This window comes from Anaerococcus sp. (assembly GCF_030825785.1).
Taxonomy (GTDB): Bacteria; Bacillota; Clostridia; order Tissierellales; family Peptoniphilaceae; genus Anaerococcus.
The window spans coordinates 1-24,687 of sequence record NZ_JAPJPG010000001.1 but is presented as its reverse complement, the minus strand read 5'-3'; the positions used below and the strand labels follow the sequence as shown (position 1 = coordinate 24,687).

Here is a 24,687-nt window from a genome sequence, read left to right as displayed (position 1 = left end):
ATTATTGTAAAAATAAGTGTTCGATTAAAATCTTAGTTCCAAGACCTATGAGGATTATTCCTCCTGTAAGCTCTGCTATCTGCTTACTCTTCATACCAAGTTTTGATCCAATCTTAAAGCCTATAACTGAAAGTAGGGCAGTTACAATTCCTATTGTAGATGCAGACTTTACTATATCTATATTTAAAAAGGCAAGTCCTACTCCTACTGCTAGGGCATCAATAGAGGTTGCAACTCCCATCTTTGATAGGGAAAGAAAGTCAAAGCCACGGTTGACCTCACAATAGGCATTTCTCGATTCTTTTATCATCTCAAGTCCTAAGATTAGAAGCAAGAAAAAGGCTATCCAATGATCAATTGCCTTGATAGCGCTAGCAAATCTTCTTCCTAACAAGAAGCTAATAACTGGCATAAAGGCCTGGAAAAAGCCAAAACAAAAACCAACCGACAAACTGTTTTTTATAGAATGTGTCTTTTCAGATAAGCCCTTGCAGATACTTGCGGCAAAAGCATCCATGGCAAGGCCAACTGACAAGATTAACAATGATGCTGTATCCAAAAATCCCCCTTTATCTTCCTTAAGTAAATTGCTTATATATTTAACCAGAAAGCTAACTTAATGCAAGTATACAAAGAAAAAACGGCCATGTTGGCCGATCTCACTCAGATAACTTATTCAAATTGGCTAATTATACTTTCTGCTCTTGCTATAATATCATTACTTCTACTTAGTAGGTCATTTGCTTTATCGCCAATTGTGCGAGCTATAGCAGGATGTTCGTTCATTAAATACTCAATTGCTTTTATAGTGATTTTTTGCTCTTCAATAGTGTATTTTAATTCTTGGACTGCTAGCACTTTCTTACCATATTCTTTTAGATTATTCTTAGCGTTATTAAGTCCGATTGTAGCATTTCTAAGCTCCTCATAGCTTGCGTTATTATTGTTTAGGACTGATTTAGCATATTCTAAGGCTTGGTTATATTCTTTCTTTAGGCTTTCTTTGTTTATTATTCCATATGCTTTAGATGAGAAAATATTTTTGCTATCATTAACTCCTTCTTGTAATTGTTGTCTTTGAATTGTTATATCGTCTTCAGCTGCATAGCTTATGCTTACTGGAGATATGTTATTAAAACCTGGGACTATTGCTAGAAAAGCAAAATTTATTGTAAATATTATGGCTAGTATTTTTTTCTTAATCATTTTTTCTCCCTTTTCTTATTTAATTCGTTCTGTATTTTTCCGAGATTTGCTTAGATTTTTTGATTACCGTAGCAGATTTTCTAGTTAAGCTCTTATCTTATCATTGTAAGTATTCTTCAACTGTTTAAAAGCATCTTAGTATATTTTCTTTAGTTTTCCTCTTGACTAGTTTCGTAAGAATTTCATACATTTGTTTGGTTATGGTCGATTCCTAAAACGAACATTAACGATAGCCATTAGCAGTTTTCTATTTTAAAGATCATTCATTTCCATAAAAACTCCTTTTTCTAGTTCTATTCTTCATTATTATACCATATAGCCATTGAGCTTTCAGCATCTTTCTAATCTTTCTTAAAAATTAATTTGTTTTGATTCTTATATGTATTCTTACCCATTTTGTGATATAGTATAGTATATATTATGGAGGCTATATGAAAAAAATTGGAAAAGTTATATTGGCTCTTGTCCTAACGGCAGGAGTTGGTTTTACAGGCTATGTTGTTGGCCTAAATCGTGATTTAAACGCTACAAATAAGAGTGAAGACCAAGCGCATATCGAAGATATGCATATGCTAGAGAGCTTACTTGATAAGAACTACCTCTTTGATTATGAAAAAGAAGATCTCTATGAAGGATCTCTTAAGGGAATGTTTGCCAATCTTGGCGACCCTTACACCCAATATTATAGCAAGGATGAGTTTTCCAAGCTTATGGAAAATCTTGATGGAAGATATAAGGGAATTGGAGTTTTGGTTCAAGCGAGCAAAGAAGGCTTTATCAAAGTCGTTCAAGTCTTCGACGGATCTCCTGCTTCTGAAGCTGGTCTTAAGGAAGGAGATTATATAATTAAGGTCGAAGGTAAGGAATATTCCGCAGATCAAATGGAAGAAGCTGTCGCTATTATGAAAGGTGAGGAAGATACTAATGTCAAAATCACTGTTAGAAGAATGGAAGAAGATGGCAAGAACTTCAAAGATATAGATATGGAAGTCGCAAGACGTGATGTCAAAGTCGATACTATTGATGAAAGTATCATTGAGGAAAAAGATAAGAAAATCGGCTACATCCATATCAAATCCTTTGATGATGTAACAGGAGAAGACTTCGAGGATTCTTATAAGAAGCTAAAGGATAATGGTATGGAAGGGCTTGTCTTAGACCTTAGGAACAATCCTGGTGGATCTCTTGACGTTTGCCTCGATATAGCAGATAAATTCCTAGATAAGGGAGTAATAGTTACTACAGAAGATAAGAAGGGAGAAGTAATCACTGAAGAAAGTGACGAAGAAAAAGACGATATCCCAATGACAGTCCTAGTAAATGAAAACTCTGCTTCAGCAAGCGAAATCTTATCTGGAGCACTTAAAGATAGAGATAGGGCTAAGATTATCGGTAAGAAGACTTTTGGTAAGGGAATTGTACAGAAACTTTTCCCATTAGATGATGGGTCAGGGGCTAAGATTACAATAAGCGAATACCACACACCATCAGGTGCAAAAATCAATAAGGTCGGAGTAGAGCCAGATATCGAAGTAGAAAATAGTGAAGAATCTCTTGAGATTTCAAGGAAGAACTTCTCAAAGGATGATCAATTCAAAAAGGCCCTCGAAGTCCTCTTAGATCAAATGGGTGAATAGATGCAAAACTATGCTGATTATTCAAAAAGAGTAGAAGAGTTAAATTCACTTCTAGAAAAGCGTGATGGGACCAATCTTTCAAAGCTTTTAAGAAGGACAAATCCTGTCGACATAGAAGAATTCATATCGACCCTAGGTGCTGAGGATGCCTTAATAGTCTTTAGGCTCCTTAAAAAGGAAGATGCCATAGAAGTTTTTGCAGAGCTTCGTCCAGAAGATAAGGATAAGATAAAAAAGGGTCTAAATGATACGGAATTTCATTCGCTTTTGGGCCAACTAGACTTTGACGATATGATCGACACCCTAGAGGAGATGCCAGCTTCTGTCGTTCAAAAAATTCTAAGAAATACCGATATAGAAAAGAGAAAGAAAGTAAACCAATATCTTAAGTTTCCAGAAGATTCTGCAGCGAGCCTGATGACTCCAGAATTTGTGGAGCTTAAGATAACAATGACTGTAAAAGAGGCTCTACAGACTATAAAAAAGGTTGGCAATAACAAGGTCACCGTCTATACCTGCTATGTTACAGATTCTACCAAAAAGCTTTTAGGCTATGTGTCTTTGAGAAATCTCGTCACAAGTGATGGGGAGACTCTAATATCGACTCTTCTCTATGAGGATGTAATCACAGTTAGGACAGACGACGACCAAGAAGACGTAGCTAGGGCCTTCCAAAAATACGGCTTCACCGCCCTACCAGTAGTAGATAAGGAAGATAGGCTTGTAGGAATTATCACAGTAGATGACATCATGTGGATAATCGAGCAAGAAGCTACAGAAGACTTCCAAATCATGGCAGCTACTACACCGGAAGAGGAAGAATATAGCAAGATGAGTGTTTGGGACCTTGCCAAAAACAGGATTCCCTGGCTGATGTTTCTTATGATCTCATCTGCTTTTACCTCAAGTATACTTAAAAACTACGAGGCGGTTATTAAGTCTATAATTGCTCTTAATATGTTTATACCGATGTTAACCGACTCTGGAGGAAACGCTGGAAGTCAGACCTCAACCCTTGTAATCCGTGCCATGGCCACAAAGGATATTGAATTATCCGATTGGGCCAAGGTCGTTTGGAAGGAATGTAGGATTGGAATGGTCTGTGGCCTATTTTTAGCCATGGTAGGATTTTTCAAATGCTATTTATTTGATAAGGTAGGAATTGAGATTGCCCTTATGGTTTCTGTTACACTTTTCTTTATAGTTGTTACTGCCAAGGTGGTGGGATCTCTTCTTCCTATAATTGCTAAAAGACTTGGAGCAGACCCTGCTATAATGGCAAGTCCTCTTATCACGACTATAGTGGATTCCTTGGGCCTAATAGTTTACTTTAACATAGCTCAAATGTTTATGGATGTAGCACCATTGTAGGAAGAATTATGAAATATAAGAAAAAATATTCTATAGGACATATGTTCTGTGACCGCTATGGCTATTTGACCATGAGAAATCTAGCAAGTTTGATGTTTGATGTTAGCTTCGAGCAAGCAAGTATTCTCGAAAAAGATATCGATATGGAAAAGTTCAGATGGATTGCTTATTCGTGGGAGATAGATATCAAAAAACACGTAAAGCTTGATGATAAGATAGAAATCACAACCATACCCACCCATATGAATAGGTTTTATGCCTATAGGGATTTTGTGGTAGAAAAGAATGGAGAAATTCTTGCCCTAGCTAAGTCGGTGTTTTTATTGATGGATATAGATAGGCTTCGTCCGGTGAAAATCCTTGATGAGCTAGTAAAGGCCTATGGCAGGGAAGAGGAAGTATTTATTTCTTACGACGTAAAACTAGAAAAAGACCTTGACTATATCAAGGATATACAAATTAGAAAGGCAGATATAGATACAAATTTCCATGTAAATAATGCAGTTTACTTTGACTATATCAATGAACTTTCGGATGTCTTTGCTAAAGACATAGGCTATATCAAATTAGTTTACAGAAATGAAATTAGAAATAAAAAAGGCGTAAGGGCCTTAGGTAAAAAATCGAAAGATGAATTCTCCTTTGCCCTAGAAGAGGAGTCCGCTAAGACCTACGCTTATGGAAAGATGAGATTAGATGTATAAAGAAGGATATGGGAATATTCCCAACAAGGACAAGATAATAGATTATTTAGAAAAAGCCTTTAGGGATAAGTCTGATAGGTGGATTATTAAATCCTGGCTTTGCGGAAAAACTGCAGAAAAAATGGCTAAAGACTTGGGACTTGATCCAGATATAGCCCTAGCTTCTGCCTCACTTGCTCAGATTGGCAAGTCTTCTGCTTGTAAAAATGAATTTCTAGAAGGATTCAAGATCCTTAGGGCTGATTCATATTATTTTCCAGCGAAGGTTGCCATAAGCCAGAGCTTTCCCCTAAAGAACTTAGAGCTTTACAAAGATATTTACGACCTAGATCCAAAAGAGAAGGAATTTTTAAGAAATTTCTTATATAGTTATGAGTACACAGACTATGACTATCTAGTCCAGTATCTTTATATGATATTTGATGAGAACTTTGTAGGACTTAAGAAAGGGATGGATCTTTTCTTAGATGAATACTATCCAGCTAATTTTAGGGAAAGATATTATGAATTAGAAGAATATTTCCTCCCTAAACTTAAGAAAGACTTGGAAGATTATATTATAAGAGTCAAAAAATCCAAGTTTCCCTACAAGCTTTTTAGGGACTAGGATTATTAAAATTTAAAGAATATACAAGCTAGATCCTGTTTGCAAATATGAGTAACAGCAGTATATTATTAGTGAATTTATTTTACCAAACCCAAGGAGGCTGTTGCAATCTCGCAAGAGTCTCCTGATTTTTTTATAGGAGTTTTTATGAAAGTAAAAGTGTGCAAAAAATGCTCAAACGTTGATATAGATAAGCTAGAAAAACTTAGCGACGAATATGGATTCAAACTAAAGACAGGCTGTATTGGTCATTGCAAGAAGGGGCAGAAAGATACATCCTTTGGAGAGATTAAGTCAAAATTTGTTAAGGTAAAAGACTCTGATGAATTTATGAAAAAGGTCGAAAAAAAGGCTATTAAGGCAAATGAATCCAAGAAAAAGAAAAAAGACAAGAAGAAAAAAGATAAAGAGAAAAAGAAGAGTAAATAAATCTATATGGAACTTAAGAATAACAAACACTACGATGACGAAACTCTAAAAAGATGGATAGAAGACGAATCCCTCACAGATGAGCTTAACAAGAAGGCAGATGCTATTAGAAAAGAAATCTATGGAGATAAGGTCTTTGTCAGGGGTCTAATAGAGTTTTCAAATATATGCAAGAACGATTGTTACTATTGTGGAATAAGAAAGTCCAACGACAAGGTCGAAAGATATAGGCTTAGCGAAGAAGAGATTCTAGCTTGTGCAGACCTTGGCTATAAGCTTGGATACAGGACTTTTGTCCTCCAGGGAGGTGAGGATGGTCATTTCACAGATGATATGTTCATTGACATTGTAAAAAAGATCAAAAATCTCCACGATGATGTGGCCATCACCCTATCTTTGGGAGAAAGATCTTACGCATCTTATAAGAAATTGTTTGAGGTTGGAGCCGATAGATATCTTCTAAGGCAGGAGACTTCAGACAAGGACCATTACTCGAGGCTTCACCCAGAAACTATGAGCTTTGAAAGTAGGAGACAAGCCCTAAGAGACTTAAAAGAAATTGGCTTTCAAGTTGGAGGAGGCTTTATGGTGGGATCTCCCTACCAAAGAACAGAAGATATTATAAAGGACTTGAGATTCCTAGAAGAGCTGGAGCCTGCCATGATTGGAATTGGTCCTTATATGACCCAGCATGACACTCCCTTCAGGGACTTTCCTAATGGATCATTTGAGATGACCCTAAGACTTGTCTCAATCCTTAGGATTCTTTTCCCTTATGCCCTAATACCGGCTACAACTGCCCTAGGAACAATCAATCCCTTGGGAAGAGAAAGAGGTCTTCAAGCAGGGGCCAATGTCCTAATGCCTAATCTTTCACCAACCATGGTTAGGGAGAAATACTCTCTCTATGATAATAAAATCTGTACAGGAGATGAGGCGGCAGAATGCAGGTCATGCCTTGAACTTAGGATAAAAAATGCAGGATACGAAATCGTAACCGACAGGGGAGATGTAATAACCTACGATAAGAAAACAAGAAAATACTCATAAGAAAAGACCTAAAAGCCTTAAGTACAAGTAAAAGCTTTTAGGTCTATTTTATTCTGGCAAAGATACGTCTTCGAGGATTCCCTTAAGATAGGCTATGGTTATGCCGTAATTGGTCATAGGGATATTTCTTTTCTTGGCCTCAGATACCTTGCTTAGCATGGTAGTCCTATTGAACATACAAGCACCACAAGATATGATTAGGTCATATTTGTCGTAGTCGATTGGATCATCGCCCCTATTAAATTCTATTTTAAGCTCTGGATATTTTTTCTTTAACATCTTTGGAATCTTGACGGTTCCTATGTCCTCATCGATTGGAGGATGGGTGCAGGCTTCTGATATTAGTATTTTTTCTAAAGGCCTATCAAGTCTTTTTACAGAATCTATAAAATAGTCTAAGTCTCCCTTAAAGGCAGAAAATAGAATGGAGAAGCTAGTAAGTCTTGTTCCTTCTTCTAGTAGATCTTTTGTTTCCTTAAAAACCTGTGAGTCACAGATTACAAGGTCTGGCTTATCCTTTAAGGCCTTTAGTGTGTTTTCTAGGCTATCGAGGTCACAAGCTATGGAAGTAGCCTTCTTATCTATAAGCTCTCTTATAGTCATAACCTGAGGCTTGATGAGCCTTCCCTTTGGGGCCGCCTTATCCTGTGGGATTACTAGAAGGACTACATCACCGCTATTTACGAGATTTCTGGTGATGGTTAGGTCTTCTTTTTTGTAAAGATTTTTTATCTTAGCGAAGATCTTTAGCCTGTCATCCTTATTTATCACATCGATTGGGATAGGGGAGAGAGCCTTGTATTTTTCGTAAATCTTAGCCCCTTCATCCCTATCTTGCTTGCCTGCTACATAGATTATTGGCTTATTTTTCTTTTTTATTTCCTTTAAGATTTCAAAATCTTCATCAAGGCTTAAGCAGTATATAAAGATATCGCACTTATCTATTATAGCTAGACTTTTGGCAATTCTCTTACTGCCGAGAACACTTTTATCAAACACTCCAGCCGTATCTATGAAAAGGACCGGACCAAAGTCTGTTATCTCCATGGCTTTTCTTACTGGATCTGTCGTAGTTCCAGCAACTTCCGATACAATCGCAGTATCAGTTCCTGTCATATAATTTAAGAGGGTAGACTTGCCGGCGTTGGTCTTACCGAATATTCCAATGTGAACTCTCTCACTGTTTTGCGTTTTCATATTAGATATAAAGGTCTCTTTGTCCTTGTTTAATTTTTTCTAGATTTTCTCTAGTTGACTCACGAACTTCTGGATTTGGAATGTTATTAAGCTCTATTTGGATAAGGGCTTCGGCATCTTTTGCTGTCTTATCACTTGCGTAATCTATTACATATTCTTCGAGAGTTGTTAGGGCGTTTGGATGGCAAATATTGCCGATTCCGTGTTTTTTGACCATGCCCATAAAGGTCTCGCCAGTTCTACCCATCCTGTAGCAAGCTGTACAGAAGCTTGGAACGTGGTCTTTTGATATTAGCCAGTCGATTACTTCATCTAGTGTTCTGTTATCTGATAGTTCGAATTGATCACTACCCTTTGTTTCATTTTCTGTATATCCTCCTACAGAAGTCTTGGAACCTCCAGAGATTTGGGAAATACCTAGATCTAAGAGCTTAGCACGTACCTTTTCACTTTCCCTAGTAGATACGATCATACCAGTATATGGTGCTGCAACTCGTATGCAGGCTACGATTTTTTCAAACATTTCATCAGATAGGGAATTGTCGAAGTCGTTTGGATCTATATCATCAGCTGGTTGGATTCTAGGAACAGATATTGTGTGAGGACCAACATTAAATCTCGCCTCAAGGTGTTCTGCGTGCATCAATTGACCAACGAATTCATACTCATAAGAATCAAGGCCATACAAAACTCCAAGTCCTAGATCGTCGATTCCTCCCTCGAAGGCCCTATCCATAGCTTCAGTGTGATATTCGTAGTTTGACTTAGGGCCAAACTTGTGGAGGGATTCGTAATTTTCCTTGTTGTATGTTTCTTGGAAGAGGATATAGGTTCCTATTTCTGCCTCGTGAAGTTTCCTGTAATTTTCAACAGTAGTAGCTGCTATATTTACATTGACCCTTCTTATAGCTCCGTTTTTGTGTTTTATGTTATAGATTGTGTCAATTGACTCTAGTATGTATTCTAGAGGATTGTTTACTGGATCTTCTCCAGCTTCTAGGGCAAGTCTCTTGTGTCCTAAGTCTTGAAGGGCTATAACCTGCTCACGAATTTCTTCTTGGCTTAGCTTTCTTCTTGGAATAGTTCTGTTTTGTCCGTGGTAAGGACAGTAAGAGCAACCATTTACACAATAGTTAGACAAATACAAAGGTGCGAAAAGCACTATTCTATTTGCGTAAAACTTATGTTTAAGCTCTTTCGCAAGATTAAAGATCTCCTCGTTTAGGTCTTCTTCCTTACAAGATAAAAGCACAAAAGCTTCCCTGTGACTTAGGCCCTTAGCCTTTTTTGCCTTATTTAAAATATCTATGATAAGCTCTCTGTTATGGGCATTTTCTCTTCCATAATCGAGAGTCTCTAAAATTTCTTCATGGTTAATAAATTCACTAGCCTTGCTAGATTTTGGATTATATACTACCATATTACCTCCCTTTATAAATTCACTTATATTATAATACTTATCGGCCTAAAATGAAAATTTATCTATATTTTAAGGGTAAATTTTCCCTAAAAAATATAAAAATCTGCTATAATTAAATTGTTATCATCCCTATACTGGTAACAGTTAGGAGGTGTTAAAATGTCAAAATTACATTCCTTATTGTTTGCTATCGCGATAAATATAGCTAGTTACTATGTTTGTAAGTGGTTAGATAGCAAGTTTTTAGATGATGATAACTAGCCCAAAATAAAAAGCAGGAGTTGCAGCTCCTGCTTTTTATGTGTTAAAATTAATTACATTCCCTATGTGATATCATTATACTAAGCTATGATCCTTTAAGCAAATTTTAGTTATAGATATAATAAAACTAATACTTATACAAATTATTTTAAATTATTTGACAAGGAAAAAATACCATGGTATTATAGGATTATCAAATAAATACAGTTTTGACACCATTTGAAAAGAAGAGTAGTCTAGAAAGATGTTCTACAGAGAGCCCCGTTTGGTGAAAGGGGTGGATGTTGATTTAGATGAAGATGGCCTTTGATGGGATAGTTCGATATTAGAGCTATACGGGTCTTCCCGTTACAGAAGTAGAGTATGTCTGTACTTGATGAGTGCCTATGCGTGTGAGCGCATATGAATTAAGGTGGTAACGCGAATTTTCGTCCTTAGTTTCCTTCGGGAAGCTGGGGACTTTTTTTATTACAATATTAGGAAGGGAAATATGATTGAGCTAAAGAATATTACAGTCGACTTTGATGGCTTTAAGGCAGTCGATGATGTAAGTATCAAAATTGAAAAACAAGATGCCTACGGGATTGTGGGCTTTTCTGGAGCGGGTAAGTCAACTCTTGTAAGGACTATCAACCTCCTTCAAAGGCCTACTGAAGGAGAGGTTGTAGTAAAGGGAGAAAATCTCCTAGACTTATCAAAGAAGGATTTAAGAGATAGGAGAAAGAAGATAGGAATGATCTTTCAACATTTCAATCTTTTGAATAATATTACAGTTTTGGATAATGTAATCTTTCCAATCAAGAGAGATAAAATTTCAAAGGAAGAAAAAATTAAAAAGGCCAAGGAACTTCTAGAGCTTGTAGGAATTGGCGATAAGGCAGACGCATACCCTAGAGAGCTTTCTGGAGGGCAAAAGCAAAGATGTGCTATAGCCCGTGCCCTTGCCTCAGATCCTGAGATCCTTCTTTGCGATGAGGCGACAAGTGCCCTAGATCCTAAGACTACCAAGCAAATCCTAGTCCTCCTTAAAGAGCTTAATGAGAAGCTTAAGCTTACTATTGTAATCATTACCCACCAGATGGAAGTTGTAAAAGATCTTTGCAACAAATGTGCTGTAATGCAAGGAGGAAGGGTCATCGAAGAGGGAAATACCTTGGATATTTTCTCCGATCCAAAAGAAGAACTTACAAGAGAATTTGTAGAAACTTCAACTAATGTTGAAGCTACCATAGAAGAAGTTAAGGAAAACATAGGAATCTTAAAAGAAGACGAAATCTTAGTCCAACTTAACTACAAGGGAGCAAGTACAACAGAGCCGCTTATAAATGAAATCTATGATAAGTTTGGAATAAAGACCAATATCCTTGCAGCAAATATAGAATTTATTAGCCAAACACCAGTTGGGAATCTCATAGTAACATTTAAGGGATCTGACGGTAGTCTCGATGAAGTACTTGCTTATCTAGAAGAAAGAGACGTTAGAATTAGAATTTTAGGAGGTAGAGATGGGATACTTTGATTATGCCCTATCTATATCAGATAGGATTGTAAAAGAAACTTGGGCCACCCTACACATGCTTGTCGTTTCTGCAATATTTGCAGGAATCTTTGGCCTCATACTAGGAGTAATCCTCGTTGTGACAGATAGGGGAAGAATACTAGAAAATAAAAAACTTTACTCAGTACTTGATAAGATAACCAACACCTTTAGGGCAATCCCCTTTGTAATCTTACTTGCCCTAATTGCACCAATAACTAAGCTTATAGTTAACACTAGGATAGGTCCTACAGCAGCTATAGTTCCATTAATATTTTCAACAGTGCCATTTTTTGCAAAACAAGTCGAACAGGCTCTTGCAGAAGTAGATCCTGGAGTAATAGAAGCAGCAGAAGCGATGGGTAAGGGACCGGTTGAGATAATCTGGTCAGTTTATCTTAGAGAAGGACTTCCTTCCATAATTAGAGCATCATCAATCACCCTAATCTCCCTACTAGGCCTTACAGCAATGGCTGGCCTAATCGGTGGAGGAGGAATCGGAGACCTTGCCATAGCGGTAGGCTATCAAAGATACAAGGACGACGTGGTCCTAATATCAGTAGTAATAATCTTAATCATAGTATTTATAATCCAAGGAGTATCAAATATACTCATCAGAAAGACCAGTCATTAGGAGGAAATATGAAAAAAATATTTGGACTACTTTCAGCCCTATCCCTGGCGGTCTTAATCACAAGCTGTGGCGGGGCAGAGAAAAACGAAAGCAAGGAAGCTCTTAAGCTTGGAGTAGTAGGTGAGAGAAATGTCGAATACGAAGACGCCATCAAAAGATACGAGAAGGATACTGGCAAAAAGATTGAGCTTGTAAGATTTAACGACTACAATCAACCAAACGATGCCCTAAAGGACGGAGACATCGACCTATCATCCTTTGCAACCTATATATTTATAGAAGACTATAATAAAAACCAAAATGCAGACTTCACTTATCTTGCAGATACAATAATATCGCCAATGGGAGTTTACTCACAAAAGATTAAAGATATAGAAGAAGTTCCTGAAGGAGGAAAGATTGCCATACCAGTTGAAGTATCAAATAACTCCAGGGCCCTATACATCTTGGAATCTGCAGGAGTAATTAAGATCAAAGATGGAAGCGGAGACTTTATAACTCTAGATGATATAGAAGAAAATCCTAAAAATATTGAATTTGTAGAGCTTCCAGCAGACCAAGTATCGAGGGCCCTAGAAGATGTGGATGCAGCTCTAATAAACTCTGACATGGCAATGGAGGCGGGACTTTCCCCAACAGAAGATTCAATCTTTCTTGAAGATCCAGAAAATGAAAGAGCCAAGAACTTTATAAATGTAATTGCAGTCAAAGAAAATAACAAAGATAACAAAGATATCAAAAACTTCATAGAAAACTATTATCTAACAGATGAAACTAAAAAGGTCATAGAAGACGAATTCAAGGGAGCAGTAATCCCAATATTTAAACTAAGATAGGTTATTAAGATTTATATCTTTAATAATATAAATGTAAATTATAGGAGGAAATAATGAAAAAATTTACAAAAATCGCCCTAGCACTTGCTCTAGTCCTAGGATTTAGCGCATGTGGAGCAAACAAGGAAGCAAAACCAGCGGACAGCAAAGAACAAGTAAAAACAGAAGAGAATTCAAAGAAAAAAGAAGATGGAACAATCAAAATAGGTGTAGTTGGTGAATACAACGACGTCCTAAACGAAGTAATCAAAAGATACGAAGAAGGAACAGGCAAGAAGGCAGAGCTTGTAGTATTCTCAGACTACAGCCAACCAAACGAAGCCCTTCTAGCAGGAGATATCGACCTAAACGCCTACCAACACTATAAATTCCTAAACGAATTCAATGAATCAAAGGGTTCAGATTTAGTATCAATTGGAGATACAATGCTTGCCCCAATGGCCCTATACTCAAACAAACTCAAATCAATTGACGAGCTAGAAGATGGAGGCAAAATCGCCATACCTAACGATCCAACAAACGGAGCAAGAGCCCTCTTCCTACTTCAAGAAGCAGGCCTAATCAAAGTAGAAGGCGAAGCAGGCGACCTAATAGGACTCGACAAAGTAACAGATAACCCTAAAAACCTAGAACTAATAGAAATGGACGCATCCCAAACAACAAGAAGCCTAGACGACTGCGACCTAGCAGCAGTAAACGACACCTTCGCCCTAGACGCAGGACTCGACAAAGAAACAGCAGTATTCAAAGAAAACCCAAAAACAGAATCAGTAAAACAATACATCAACCTAATAGCAGCAAGAAAAGAAGATGAAAACAACGAACAATACAAAGAATTCGTAAAATACTACCAAACAGAAGAAACCAAAAAAGACATGGAAGAAATAACAAAAGGATCATGGATACCTGCTTGGTAAGCGCCGCTGACGCGCCGCTACCCGCCCTGGTAGGGTCGCAAAGTAGCGAAGCGCTTTGCGATTCAAAGTCTATCTTGTTTAGAAAAAACAAGGCAGATACATAGGAGCAAGAAATCTCCTAAATGGAGATTTCGAAGCGGAGTAAAACCAAAGAAAAAGTACGCTTTCGAGAGAAGAAAATAGCGTCATCTCACTTATTTAAAAACCAACATGACTTGAATCCACAGCGGATTAATCCTAGAAAAAGTCAATCTGACCCGCAGCCTCAGCGCTTTGCAATCCAAATTCTAACTTTTTATAACATCAAATCTATAAAAAAGATTTGGATTTAGCTTTTGACTTCCCTAATCCATGTGAATTTATCAATTCCAAAACAATACACATTAGCATAAAATGCTGGCTCATTATTTTCTAAAAGCATTTGTCTCTCCAAGATTTGAAATAATAATTATGGAAAATATGGGCTGGTATTTTTTTACCCAAAAGGAGCTAGAAATGAAAATTTTAAAAGAAAATAAATCTTCCCTAATACTATTACTGTCGATGTTTATTGGAGCTATTCTAGGACTTATCTTAGGAGAATCTGCAAAGAGCCTTCAAGGAGTAGCCAATATCTTCCTAAATCTCTTGTATGTATCAATAGTTCCAATGATTTTCACATCAATTGTATCTTCGATTACTGGGATGAAGACTACCAAGACTATCGGAAAGATATTAGGACTCATGTTTATTATATTTATTATTACAGGATTATTTGCAGCAATTTACATGCTTGTCTTTACTCAAATATTTGACCCAAACAAGAATGCTGTCCTTAATTTCAAGGATTTTGAAATAGAGAAGAGTCCCAGTATCGATTTTCTCGCCATGCTTACAGTGGATGATTTTTCTAAATTACTTTCCAGGGAAAATCTGATGGCCCTTATAGTCTTTTCCTTCTTCGTAGGACTTGCTATTTCTAAGCTTGCTGATGAGGCAAGGCTTGTAAAGGACTTTATAGACCAATCCTCTAAGGTCGTTACAAAGATTATATCATATATAATGAAGCTTGCTCCAATTGGCTTGAGTGCATATTTTGCAGTCCTTTTAGGAGAAAATGGCAAACAGATTGTAGGTCCCCTATCAAGGACAATCCTGATATTTGCCCTTGCTTCAATCATATATTTCTTCTTTGTAAACTTCATCATGGCCTTTATCGGGGGAGGACTTAAATCTTGCAAAAGGCTATTTACATACATGTGGCCACCAGTTCTTACAGCCTTTGGGACAAGTTCCTCTGCGGCAGCCCTTCCTCCAAATCTTGAGGCAGGAAGAAAAATTGGAATCAGAGAAGATGTGAATTCAATAGTCCTTCCCATAGGGGCAAATCTCCACAAGGATGGAACGGTCTTGATTCAAATAATAAAGATTGCCCTCTTGTGCCCTATATTTGGCATAGACTTACTAGATCCTTCTAATCTCTTGACAGCTATAGCAGTATCAGTCATAGCCTCATCAGTTATGGGGGCAGTTCCAGGAGGAGGCTATACTGGAGAGATATTCCTCATATCAGCCTTTGCCTTCCCTCAAAGCTCGATTCCAATCATGGTCCTAATAGCAACCATAGTAGACCCCCTAGCCACAGCTATCAACACAAGTACAGACCTTGGGGTTGCTATGATAGTAGAAAGATTTGTAAAATAAAGTAGGGGGCTGTTGCAGAATGAATAAATCGTACTGTTATCGTTAGAAGAACCTCCACGGAAAGTCTCACTAAGCCGACGGGCTAATCGACTCCATCAGTCGGCAGGCAGCAATAGGCCTACCGGCCAGGAGAGGTAAAATTTCCTAAGAGAACCTTCTAACGATAGTACGATGATTATTCATAGTTTTGCAACAGCCCCTTTTACGTAAAATCTTTTCTATTTTTCTGTACGAATATCGTGTTTATAGTCATAGGGACAGGGTAAGTGAATAAGGTGGGGGCTTTATGAAATAAAACTTAAAGCCTTAAATTAAAATAATAGGGGAAGATTAATTATGGATAGATTAAATGAAGAAAATTTAGATAGGATTATCGATGAATTGCTTAAGGGTGATGAAACATCTACAGAGGAGAAAAAAATCTTATTTAGATACAAGAAAAACCATGATAAAAGCTTTATGAATAGGGTCCATTATCTTAAGGAAGATCTTTCAATCCTAAATCTAGAAAAAGGCATAGCTAATGGCCTAAGCCCTAATGTTTTTAATTTATACAAGGAATTAATAAGACAGCATCCCAAGACTGGACCTGCATCAATATTTAATGGACTGATAAAGTGAAATATCCATAATTTAGAAATGCTTCTAAGCCATGAATATCTTAAAATTAAAAGCAGGAGGTCTAACTTATCTCAAATCGAAAATTGACGAAACAAGTTAGCTTATAAGCTCCTGCTTTTTTAATCTTTATTTAATTGTCTCTACATCTGAGATCTTGTATGGGGTGTGTTGGTAGACATAGTGGTTAATCCAGTTGTTAAAGAATATGTATCCAGTTGACCTCCATCTCTGGATAATTTTTTTATTTGGATCATCGTCTAGATAATAGTTTTCGGCAGGCTTGGTCCCAAGTCCCTTTTTTATGTCCCTCCTATATTCATCATCTAGGGTATTAGTATCGTATTCTAGATGATTTAGGTTAAAGACAAATCTGTTGTCGATACTCTTAATTATAGTAGATCCCATCTTATCATCGGCTAGGAGGACTTTAAGCTTTGGAATTCTTTCGACTTCTTCCTTTCTGATTGTCTTATATCTTGAGTTTGGCATATAAAAGCTATCGTCAAAGCCCAGAAAGAGAGGATCGGAGCTTTGCTTATAGTACCTGTTAACTGTAAATATTTTCTTATCCAAGGAGTCGATATTCACACCGTAGTAATAATCAAGGGCTGCTATGGCAGACCAGCAGATGAAAAGAGTCGAGTAGACATTTTTCTTTGCAAATTCAAATATTTTTTTAAGCTCCTCCCAGTAGATTATATCGTCGTAGGCCTTATGCTCTAGGGGAGCTCCGGTTATGATTAGGCCGTCGTATTTTTTATCCTTTATTTCTTCATAGCTTACATAAAACTTCTCCAGATGTTTTTGATAATTCGAAGACTTGTAGCTTGCCATCGCTATCAAGTCTATTTCGATTTGGAGGGGAGTGTTTGAGATTAGTCTTAAAAGCTGAACTTCTGTTTCCTTCTTGGTAGGCATGAGATTAACTATGCCGATCTTAAGGGCCCTTATATCCTGTGACTTGGCCCTATTTTCTTCCATGGTGAATATGTTCTCTTTGCCGAGAGTTTCTTTGGATATTAAATATTCTGGTATTATTACTGGCATCTTATCTCCTTACAGCCTTATCTAGGGCTTGGATTATATCTTCGATTAGATCATCCGCATCTTCTATTCCTATTGAAAGTCGGATTAGGCTCTTTGATACTCCAACCTTTTCGAGCTCTTCATCAGATAGTTGCCTGTGAGTAGAAGAAGCTGGGTGGAGGGCAAGGCTTCTTACATCTGCCACATGGACAGCGAGCGTGATTAGGTTAAGAGAGTCGATGAATTTGCTAGCCTCATCTCTTCCTCCTTTTATCTCAAAAGATACGACGCCAGAGCCTCCCTTAAGATATTTCTTGGCATAAGGATATGATGGGGAGGATTCTAGGAAAGAGTAGGAAACAGATTTTACCTTTTCATTATTTTCAAGAAATTGTGCGACCCTTAGGGCATTTTCTGAATGTTTGTTCATTCTCAAAGCTAGGGTATCAAGGCCTAGAATTGTGAGAAAGGCGTTTTGTGGAGAGATAACCGCTCCGAAATCTCTTAGTCCAACTGTCCTAAGTCTTGCCCCGTAAGCAGCGTTTTTAAATTGTTCAGCAAAGATAAGTCCGTGGTAGGATTCATCAGGCTTGGTAAGTCTATTAAAATCTCCCTTTTCCCAATCAAAGTTTCCAGAATCTACAATAAGACCACCAAGGGCTGCTGCGTGACCATCTATATATTTAGAAGATGAGTAAGTTACAATATCGCAACCGAAATCAATTGGCCTAAGAAGGACAGGGGTTGCTAGGGTATTGTCTAGGATCAATGGAATATTATGCTCGTGGGCAATATCTGCATAGGATTTTATATCTAGAACACTTGCCTTAGGATTTGATATAGTTTCTCCAAAAACTAGCTTTGTTTTATCATCAATGGCAGCCCTAAGCTCATCCAAGTCGTTGTAATTTACAAATTTAGTTTCTATGCCCAAATCCTTTAGGGTACTTGCAAAAAGGTTGTAAGTTCCTCCATAAATATTATTTACAGCGACTATATTATCTCCAGCCTTGGCTATATTTAGGACAGCTAGTAGGTTGGCGGCTTGTCCTGATCCTGTCCCTACTGCACACACTCCTCCGTCAAGGTCGGCTATCTTCTTCTCTAGGGCATCTATAGTAGGATTTCCAAGCCTAGTATAGAAAAATCCACTTTCCTTTAGGTCAAATAGGTCAGCAATCTCACTTGTCTTCTCGTAAGAAAATGTAGTTGACTGAACTATTGGAGGGAGGTTGCTCTCTCCATTTTTTGCTTCATAACCTGCTCTGACACATGCTGTATCGATGTTTTTGTATTTACTCATAATAGTAACTCCTTAAATAAATTTCATAAAATTTATATAAAAAAAGTCCCTAGGTCAAAAGACCTAAGGACGAAAATCCGTGTTACCACCTTAATTTAATATATGCTCACACATATAAACTTATCAGGTACAAACATACCCTTGCTTTGTAACGTAAGCTAACGTAGACCTCTAATATCGAAGCCTCCTAGATAAAGACCATCTTCATACAACTTCCATCTACTTCTTTCACCAAAACGAAGCTCTCTGTAATCAAGTCCTTGTACTACTCTTCTTTATATAAAGTTTATGATAATTCAATTATATTACTAATTATTGAAATGTCAACTGCAAAAATAATCCCAAGTTGTATAATCTATATTAGAAGAGTTAAGGAGGCTTTATGACGAAAGTATATGACTTTACAGTTTTAGATAAAGATGATAAGGAAATATCCCTTAGTAAATATGAGGGAAAGGTTCTTCTAATAGTAAATACAGCTACCCACTGTGGTTTTACCAAGCAATACGACGCCCTCGAAGCCTTGTATGAGAAATATAAGGATCAAGGTTTTGAGATTTTGGACTTTCCTTGCAATCAATTTGCAAATCAAGCTCCAGAATCTGACGAGGAGATAGATTCTTTCTGTGCCCTAAACTTTGGGACAAGTTTTGATAGGTTTAAGAAAATCGACGTCAATGGGGAAAATGAAGACCCGCTTTACACTTTCCTTAAGGAAGAAAAGAAAGGACTTGGAAAAGCCATCAAGTGGAACTTTACTAAGTTTTTGATAGATAGAGATGGAAATGTAGTAGCACGCTTCGGATCAAACAAGAAGCCAGAGAATATGGAAAAAGATATAGAGAAATTGTTAGGATAGGAAAATGGACAAATTTGTAAAACTAGCTTTCGATTCCTTAAAGCATTATCTAGATACAGGAAAATATCTCGACAAGTACGATGAGGAATTTGAAGATAACCACAACGGTGTAATCATAGAAATAAAAATGAGAGATAAGAGAGAAAGGGCAGGATCAATTTATCCAACCAGGAAAAACATAGGCCTAGATATAATCAATGAGACAGTAAATCTCGGAATTTTCAACAATGCCTTGGCTATCAGAAAGGATGAACTAGACGATATTTATATTCAAGTTCTTGAGATTAATAAGGTAAAACCTATTGCCAAAATCGAAGACTTCGGAGTCTATCACGGCCTCTTACTAAATTATAACAACAACCCTGTTATAGTTTATAGAAATGACTACGAAAGCGACTATCAGATGTATGAGGATGCCAAGGACAGGGCCAATATCGACGAGTTTGATGTTTATAACTTAGAGAAGTTTAAGATAGTTAGACACATATAGGAATTAATATTTGACAAAAAACAGTCTTAGTATTATATTATAATATAAATATGACGTTAAGAAGAAGAGTAGCCCTCTATCAATCTAAAAGAGAGGCAGGTTAGGTGAAAGCTGCTAGAGGCGTTTTGGGTGAAGATCATCTTCTAGTCTAATAAATGAATTAGTAGTTTATTACGTTACAATTGCGTTAAATTGTCTATTAAAACGGTGGACCGTCCTTTTTAAGGACGGTTTTATTTTTTAGAAATTAAAGGAGTTATTGATGGCAGAATTTAAATCTTTAGACAGTAAAGATGTTAGGAAAAGAGAAGGAGAAGTAGAAAAGTATTGGCAAGAGATAGACCTACTTGATGAGACTTTCAAAACCCGTGAGGGAGCCTGCGAATACATAATCTACGACGGACCTCCAACAGCAAATGGAAAGCCAGGAATCCACCACGTTATCGCTCGTACCCTTAAGGATATGACAAGCAGATACAAAAACATGCAAGGCTTTAAGGTCCTAAAAAAGGCAGGTTGGGACACCCACGGTCTTCCTGTAGAAATAGAAGTAGAAAAGACCCTAGGCTTTCATGACAAAAACGATATAGAAGAATACGGAATAGAAAAGTTTAACAAGCTATGTAAGGAATCTGTCTGGAAATACTCAGACCTTTGGAGAGAGATGTCAGATAGGATGGCCTATCTCTACAACATGGATGATCCTTATATCACAATGGATAACGACTATGTAGAAACTGAATGGTACCTCCTAGATAAGGCCTTCAAAAATGGCTATATCTACGAGGGAGCAAAGGTTATGCCATACTGTCCACGTTGTGGTACAGGTCTTGCAAGCCACGAGGTTGCCCAAGGCTACCAAATGGATAAGACCATAACCCTTACAGTTAAATTTAAGAAAAAGGGAACTGACAACGAGTACTTCCTAGCATGGACCACAACTCCATGGACCCTCCCATCAAACGTGGCCCTATCTGTTCACCCAGAGCTTACTTACGCTAAGCTTTACGTAGCAGAGGAAGATTCTTACTATTATTGTGCCAAATCTCTAGCTGAAAATCTTATGGGAGAAAGAGAATACGAAGTCGTAGAAGAATTCCCAGGCAAGGATATGGAATATTGGGAATATGAGCAACTTATGCCATTTGTAAATGTAGGAGATGATAAGGCCTTTATCGTAACCCTTGCCGACTACGTTTCTGCAGAAGATGGTACAGGTATAGTTCACTCCGCTCCAGCCTTTGGTGAGGACGACTACCAAATAGGAAGAAAATATGGACTTGCCTTTGTCCAACCAGTTGACCTTGAAGGTGCATTTACAGAAACTCCTTGGAAGGGTGAATTTATCTTTGATACAAACGAAAAAATCTGGAGACATCTCCAAGAAGAAGGCAAGGTATTTAACAAACAAACTATAGAGCACAACTACCCACACTGCTGGAGATGCCACACACCACTAGTATATTATGCAAAACCATCCTGGTATATAGAAATGAGCAAGTTCTCAGATGCCATGGTAGAAAACAACAAAAGCGTAAACTGGTACCCACAAACTATAGGAGATAAGAGATTTGGAAACTGGATCGAAAATGTAAAAGACTGGGCTATATCTAGGTCAAGATACTGGGGAACTCCACTAAATATCTGGAAGTGTGACGAATGCGGGCACACAGATACAGTTGGATCAAGAGCCGAGCTAAAGGAACGTGCTATAGAGGACATATCAGAAGATATAGAACTTCACAGACCATATGTAGATAACGTATCTATCAAATGTGATAAGTGCGGAGGCACCATGCATAGGGTTCCTGACGTAATCGACGTTTGGTTTGACTCAGGAGCAATGCCATTTGCCCAACTTCACTATCCGTTCGAACACAAGGAAGACTTTGAAGAATACTTCCCAGCAGACTTTATCTGTGAAGGAATCGACCAAACAAGAGGCTGGTTCTACTCACTAATGGCAATATCTACCATCACAATAGGCAAGGCACCTTACAAAAACGTCCTAGTAAACGACCTTGTAGTAGATAAGAACGGTCAAAAGATGAGTAAATCCAAAGGAAACACCCTTGACCCATTCGCCCTCTTTGATAAATACGGGGCAGATGCCGTAAGATTCTACTCACTTTATGTATCTCCACCATGGATGCAAACCAAGTTTGACGAAAAGGGCCTAATCGAAGTTAAGAATAACTTCTTTAGAACATTCGAAAATGTCTACAACTTCTTCGGCCTCTACGCTGAAACAGACAAATTAAGTTCAGAAGAAATAGCAGGATTTAGCGACCTAAAACTTGAAAAAATAGATAAATGGCTCTACTCCAAACTAAATACCCTAATCAAAAACTACACAGAAGCAATGGACGCCTTTGACTACAACAAGGTAGTTCACATGATTTCAGACTTCGTAGTAGAAGATTTATCAAACTGGTATATCAGAAGAAATAGAAAGAGATTCTGGAACTCAGAGCTTACAGATAGCAAGAAAGCAGTGTACAAGACTACATTTGACGCAATCCTTACAATATCCAAGCTAATCGCTCCAATCACACCATTTATAGCTGAAGAAGTCTATAGATCGCTTACAGGAGAAAAGACTGTTCATACAACACTTATCCCTAAGGCAGACGAGAAAATGATCGATACAGACCTTGAAGAAAGCATGGACCTTGTAAGAAAGATAGTTAACCTAGGTAGGGCTTCAAGAGAGAAAGAATCAATCAAAGTTCGTCAACCTCTAGCTAAAATCATAGTAGACGGAGCCTACAAGGAAAAAATCTCAGACCTTAAAGGCTTAATCAAAGAAGAGCTAAACATAAAGGATGTCGACTTCGAAGATGACCTATCAGATTTCATGGACTACTTCCTAAAACCAGACTTTAGGGTAGTAGGAAGAATCTTCCAATCCAAGGTCAACGACTTCGCCAAATTCCTAGCATCCACCGATGCCAAGAAGTTCATAGAAGCTGTTGAAGATAAGTCTCAAGAAATCACCCTAGGAGATGAGACTTACGAAGTCACAAAAGACTATCTCGATATCAGAATCTCTGCCAAAGAAGGATTCGATGTAGAAATGGACGGAAATGTCTTCGTAATACTCGATACAGAAATCACTGAAGACCTCCGTGATGAGGGATATGCGAGAGAATTTACCTCCAAGGTTCAAAACATGAGAAAAGATAGTGGATTTGAAGTAACAGATAGAATCAATATCTACTACCAAGCAGACGATGAACTAAACAAATCTCTAGAGAAATTCAAAGAAGAAATTACAAAAGAAACTCTAGCAGATAAGTTCGAAAGAAAAGACCTCACAGGTGAAGAAATCGAACTAAATGATAAGACAGTAAAAATTGAGCTTGAGAGATTATAAACTTAGGATCTATCATTTATAATATGGAGTAAATTCCTTAAAACTAATGAAATTAAGTCGGCATGAAGAAATTAAACTTTGTGCCGATTTTTTTTATATAAATTCATATAATAGTTGAAATGGAACTAAATTGTTTGCATATTTAATCTTGAGTATATAGTCTTTGTATTTAATAGTATTATTGAGATCTATATTAAAATAGATAGTAAAATAGATAGTGATGATAGTACATAAAGTAATAATATTTTCAAATATTATATAATAAAATAGATTTATAAATCTTTTGTTTTATAGTCTTTCTTTGCTCATGAATGATATAATGATTCATAAGAAGAGTATTAATCGACATATTCTCAAATAAACGGCTTTTATACATACTGACTACTTAAGCTATGTGCAAACAATAGTATTTATTAAAGACTTGGAAGGAGTTTTGTGATGATAGATTCATATAGACTAGACAATAAAAATATATTAAAAGGGAAGTGGGCTACTTCTTTAAGTGAGTTGATTTCAGATGATGGGATTCTATCTGATAAGGCTGTGTCGGGTAATTTAGAATTGAATAATGGGAAAATAACTTTAGATTTAAATGGAAGGTTAGCAGGTGTTCCATTGAGCCATATTGATGAAATTGAAAAAATATATGGGTACTTAAGTAATAATCTGTATGTAGTCTTAGAAAGATGTTATTTTACTAGCCAAAATATTATTTCTAATGGATATAATGTTGAGAGATATATTTCGAATTATGCATATATAATTTCATTACCTAATAATGATTTATCATTTCTTAAGGACAAAGATGTTTGTGCAACTAGAACCAAGTTTAGCTTCTCTTATCTAGATGATTGGTATAATATTGATCCTCCTGTATTAAACGATAATACTAGTAGAGACTCTTTTTCTATAAAATACGTTAATGAATATTCTAATAAAAACAGTTTTAATATTTTAAATAATGAATTTACTATAAAAATTAAGAGAGATATTAGGAGAATTTATAAAGTTAATAAAGATTCTACTGTTAAAATGAATTATTATATAGAAGTTATATCAAATAATTATGAAGCGAAAACTATTAGTGAGTTCTATGAAATCTCACAATGGTTTATGAGAATGATTGATTATTTATCCCAATCTAAAAGAAAATTTTTACACTTCAAATTTTATCTAGAAGATGAAAATAATAAATTTAAATCTATATCTTTAGAAAATGGAGATTATGCTTATGTGTATCCAATATATTATGGTCAGTATATATTTCCTCAATTAGATGCGCAAGCACAAGAACCAAAATTTTATTCATTGAGGTTGAGTGATATAAAAGAAGATTTAGAAACTATAATTTGCAGTTGGTTTAAATGTAAAGAGAAACTTAGACCTATAATAGATTTATATATCCAAAATAATATTCCTAGCTTAGATATAGAAAGTATTCTTGTAAATCAAACAAGAATGATGGAAATATTTTATAATAATTTATTTAATAGTTCTAGAGAAATAAAAAATAAATATACATC

At 36.7% G+C, this 24,687-nt stretch carries 22 protein-coding genes and 1 other annotated feature; of the genes, 16 read left to right on the top strand and 6 right to left on the bottom strand.

Annotated features, from left to right (window positions below):
* Position 1: 1 nt before the first annotated feature.
* Complete coding sequence (locus RCH56_RS00110) at positions 2-559, bottom strand: manganese efflux pump MntP family protein (protein WP_306482963.1); 558 nt, start codon at positions 557-559, stop codon at positions 2-4.
* A 113-nt stretch (positions 560-672) separates the two neighbouring features.
* On the bottom strand, positions 673-1,206 hold the full coding sequence (locus tag RCH56_RS00105) for a hypothetical protein (RefSeq protein WP_306482962.1): 534 nt from the start codon (positions 1,204-1,206) through the stop codon (positions 673-675).
* Positions 1,207-1,637: 431 nt separating this feature from the next.
* On the opposite strand from RCH56_RS00105, the gene RCH56_RS00100 reads away from it, so the two are divergent.
* From RCH56_RS00100 to hydE, 6 genes are all read left to right on the top strand, one after another.
* Entirely contained in the window at positions 1,638-2,843 is a 1,206-nt protein-coding gene (locus RCH56_RS00100; protein WP_306482961.1) for a S41 family peptidase, read from the top strand.
* Positions 2,844-4,214 (top strand): magnesium transporter, encoded by a 1,371-nt coding sequence (gene mgtE / locus RCH56_RS00095; protein ID WP_306482960.1) that lies wholly within the window; start codon positions 2,844-2,846, stop codon positions 4,212-4,214.
* An 8-nt stretch (positions 4,215-4,222) separates the two neighbouring features.
* Positions 4,223-4,918 (top strand): acyl-[acyl-carrier-protein] thioesterase, encoded by a 696-nt coding sequence (locus RCH56_RS00090; protein WP_306482959.1) that lies wholly within the window; start codon positions 4,223-4,225, stop codon positions 4,916-4,918.
* A complete protein-coding gene (locus RCH56_RS00085; protein WP_306482958.1) occupies positions 4,911-5,525 on the top strand; it encodes a hypothetical protein in 615 nt (204 codons plus the stop codon). Before RCH56_RS00090 ends, RCH56_RS00085 begins: the two co-directional genes overlap by 8 nt.
* Before the next feature lie 147 nt (positions 5,526-5,672).
* Positions 5,673-5,954 (top strand): hypothetical protein, encoded by a 282-nt coding sequence (locus tag RCH56_RS00080; RefSeq protein ID WP_306482957.1) that lies wholly within the window; start codon positions 5,673-5,675, stop codon positions 5,952-5,954.
* Between the two features lie 6 nt (positions 5,955-5,960).
* Entirely contained in the window at positions 5,961-7,004 is a 1,044-nt protein-coding gene (gene hydE, locus RCH56_RS00075) for a [FeFe] hydrogenase H-cluster radical SAM maturase HydE (RefSeq protein WP_306482956.1), read from the top strand.
* Between the two features lie 48 nt (positions 7,005-7,052).
* Here the strand turns inward: hydE and hydF are convergent, their stop codons facing one another.
* Positions 7,053-8,201 carry a [FeFe] hydrogenase H-cluster maturation GTPase HydF gene (hydF, locus tag RCH56_RS00070; RefSeq protein WP_306482955.1) on the bottom strand — a complete coding sequence of 383 codons (1,149 nt, stop codon included), beginning with the start codon at positions 8,199-8,201 and terminating at the stop codon, positions 7,053-7,055.
* 1 nt (position 8,202) lies between these two features.
* Positions 8,203-9,621 (bottom strand): [FeFe] hydrogenase H-cluster radical SAM maturase HydG, encoded by a 1,419-nt coding sequence (gene hydG / locus RCH56_RS00065; RefSeq protein ID WP_306482954.1) that lies wholly within the window; start codon positions 9,619-9,621, stop codon positions 8,203-8,205.
* A 471-nt stretch (positions 9,622-10,092) separates the two neighbouring features.
* Positions 10,093-10,321, top strand: a binding site (T-box leader).
* 51 nt (positions 10,322-10,372) lie between these two features.
* Between hydG and RCH56_RS00060 the strand changes: the two genes are divergently transcribed.
* From RCH56_RS00060 to RCH56_RS00035, 6 genes are all read left to right on the top strand, one after another.
* Positions 10,373-11,401 carry a methionine ABC transporter ATP-binding protein gene (locus tag RCH56_RS00060; protein ID WP_306482953.1) on the top strand — a complete coding sequence of 343 codons (1,029 nt, stop codon included), beginning with the start codon at positions 10,373-10,375 and terminating at the stop codon, positions 11,399-11,401.
* Positions 11,388-12,053, top strand: coding sequence for a methionine ABC transporter permease (locus tag RCH56_RS00055; RefSeq protein ID WP_306482952.1), 666 nt, complete (start codon positions 11,388-11,390; stop codon positions 12,051-12,053). The genes RCH56_RS00060 and RCH56_RS00055 overlap by 14 nt, the downstream gene beginning before the upstream one ends.
* Positions 12,054-12,061: 8 nt before the next feature.
* Positions 12,062-12,889 (top strand): MetQ/NlpA family ABC transporter substrate-binding protein, encoded by an 828-nt coding sequence (locus RCH56_RS00050; RefSeq protein ID WP_306482951.1) that lies wholly within the window; start codon positions 12,062-12,064, stop codon positions 12,887-12,889.
* A 53-nt stretch (positions 12,890-12,942) separates the two neighbouring features.
* Positions 12,943-13,806 (top strand): MetQ/NlpA family ABC transporter substrate-binding protein, encoded by an 864-nt coding sequence (locus RCH56_RS00045; protein WP_306482950.1) that lies wholly within the window; start codon positions 12,943-12,945, stop codon positions 13,804-13,806.
* A 495-nt stretch (positions 13,807-14,301) separates the two neighbouring features.
* Positions 14,302-15,489, top strand: coding sequence for a dicarboxylate/amino acid:cation symporter (locus RCH56_RS00040; RefSeq protein WP_306482949.1), 1,188 nt, complete (start codon positions 14,302-14,304; stop codon positions 15,487-15,489).
* A gap of 336 nt (positions 15,490-15,825) precedes the next feature.
* Positions 15,826-16,110 carry a hypothetical protein gene (locus tag RCH56_RS00035; protein ID WP_306482948.1) on the top strand — a complete coding sequence of 95 codons (285 nt, stop codon included), beginning with the start codon at positions 15,826-15,828 and terminating at the stop codon, positions 16,108-16,110.
* A 126-nt stretch (positions 16,111-16,236) separates the two neighbouring features.
* Here the strand turns inward: RCH56_RS00035 and metA are convergent, their stop codons facing one another.
* The gene (gene metA / locus RCH56_RS00030; RefSeq protein WP_306482946.1) at positions 16,237-17,157 is read right to left on the bottom strand and encodes a homoserine O-succinyltransferase; all 921 of its coding nucleotides are present in this window, start codon (positions 17,155-17,157) and stop codon (positions 16,237-16,239) included.
* 1 nt (position 17,158) lies between these two features.
* Complete coding sequence (locus tag RCH56_RS00025) at positions 17,159-18,439, bottom strand: O-acetylhomoserine aminocarboxypropyltransferase/cysteine synthase family protein (protein WP_306482944.1); 1,281 nt, start codon at positions 18,437-18,439, stop codon at positions 17,159-17,161.
* A 382-nt stretch (positions 18,440-18,821) separates the two neighbouring features.
* On the opposite strand from RCH56_RS00025, the gene RCH56_RS00020 reads away from it, so the two are divergent.
* The 4 genes from RCH56_RS00020 to RCH56_RS00005 form a co-directional block, all read left to right on the top strand.
* Positions 18,822-19,298, top strand: a complete 477-nt coding sequence (locus RCH56_RS00020; protein WP_306482943.1) for a glutathione peroxidase — start codon at positions 18,822-18,824, stop codon at positions 19,296-19,298.
* A 4-nt stretch (positions 19,299-19,302) separates the two neighbouring features.
* Entirely contained in the window at positions 19,303-19,788 is a 486-nt protein-coding gene (locus RCH56_RS00015) for a hypothetical protein (RefSeq protein WP_306482942.1), read from the top strand.
* 262 nt (positions 19,789-20,050) lie between these two features.
* A complete protein-coding gene (gene ileS, locus RCH56_RS00010; protein WP_306482941.1) occupies positions 20,051-23,164 on the top strand; it encodes an isoleucine--tRNA ligase in 3,114 nt (1,037 codons plus the stop codon).
* 438 nt (positions 23,165-23,602) lie between these two features.
* Positions 23,603-24,687: hypothetical protein (locus tag RCH56_RS00005; RefSeq protein ID WP_306482940.1), on the top strand; the 1,085-nt coding region annotated here is incomplete at its 3' end.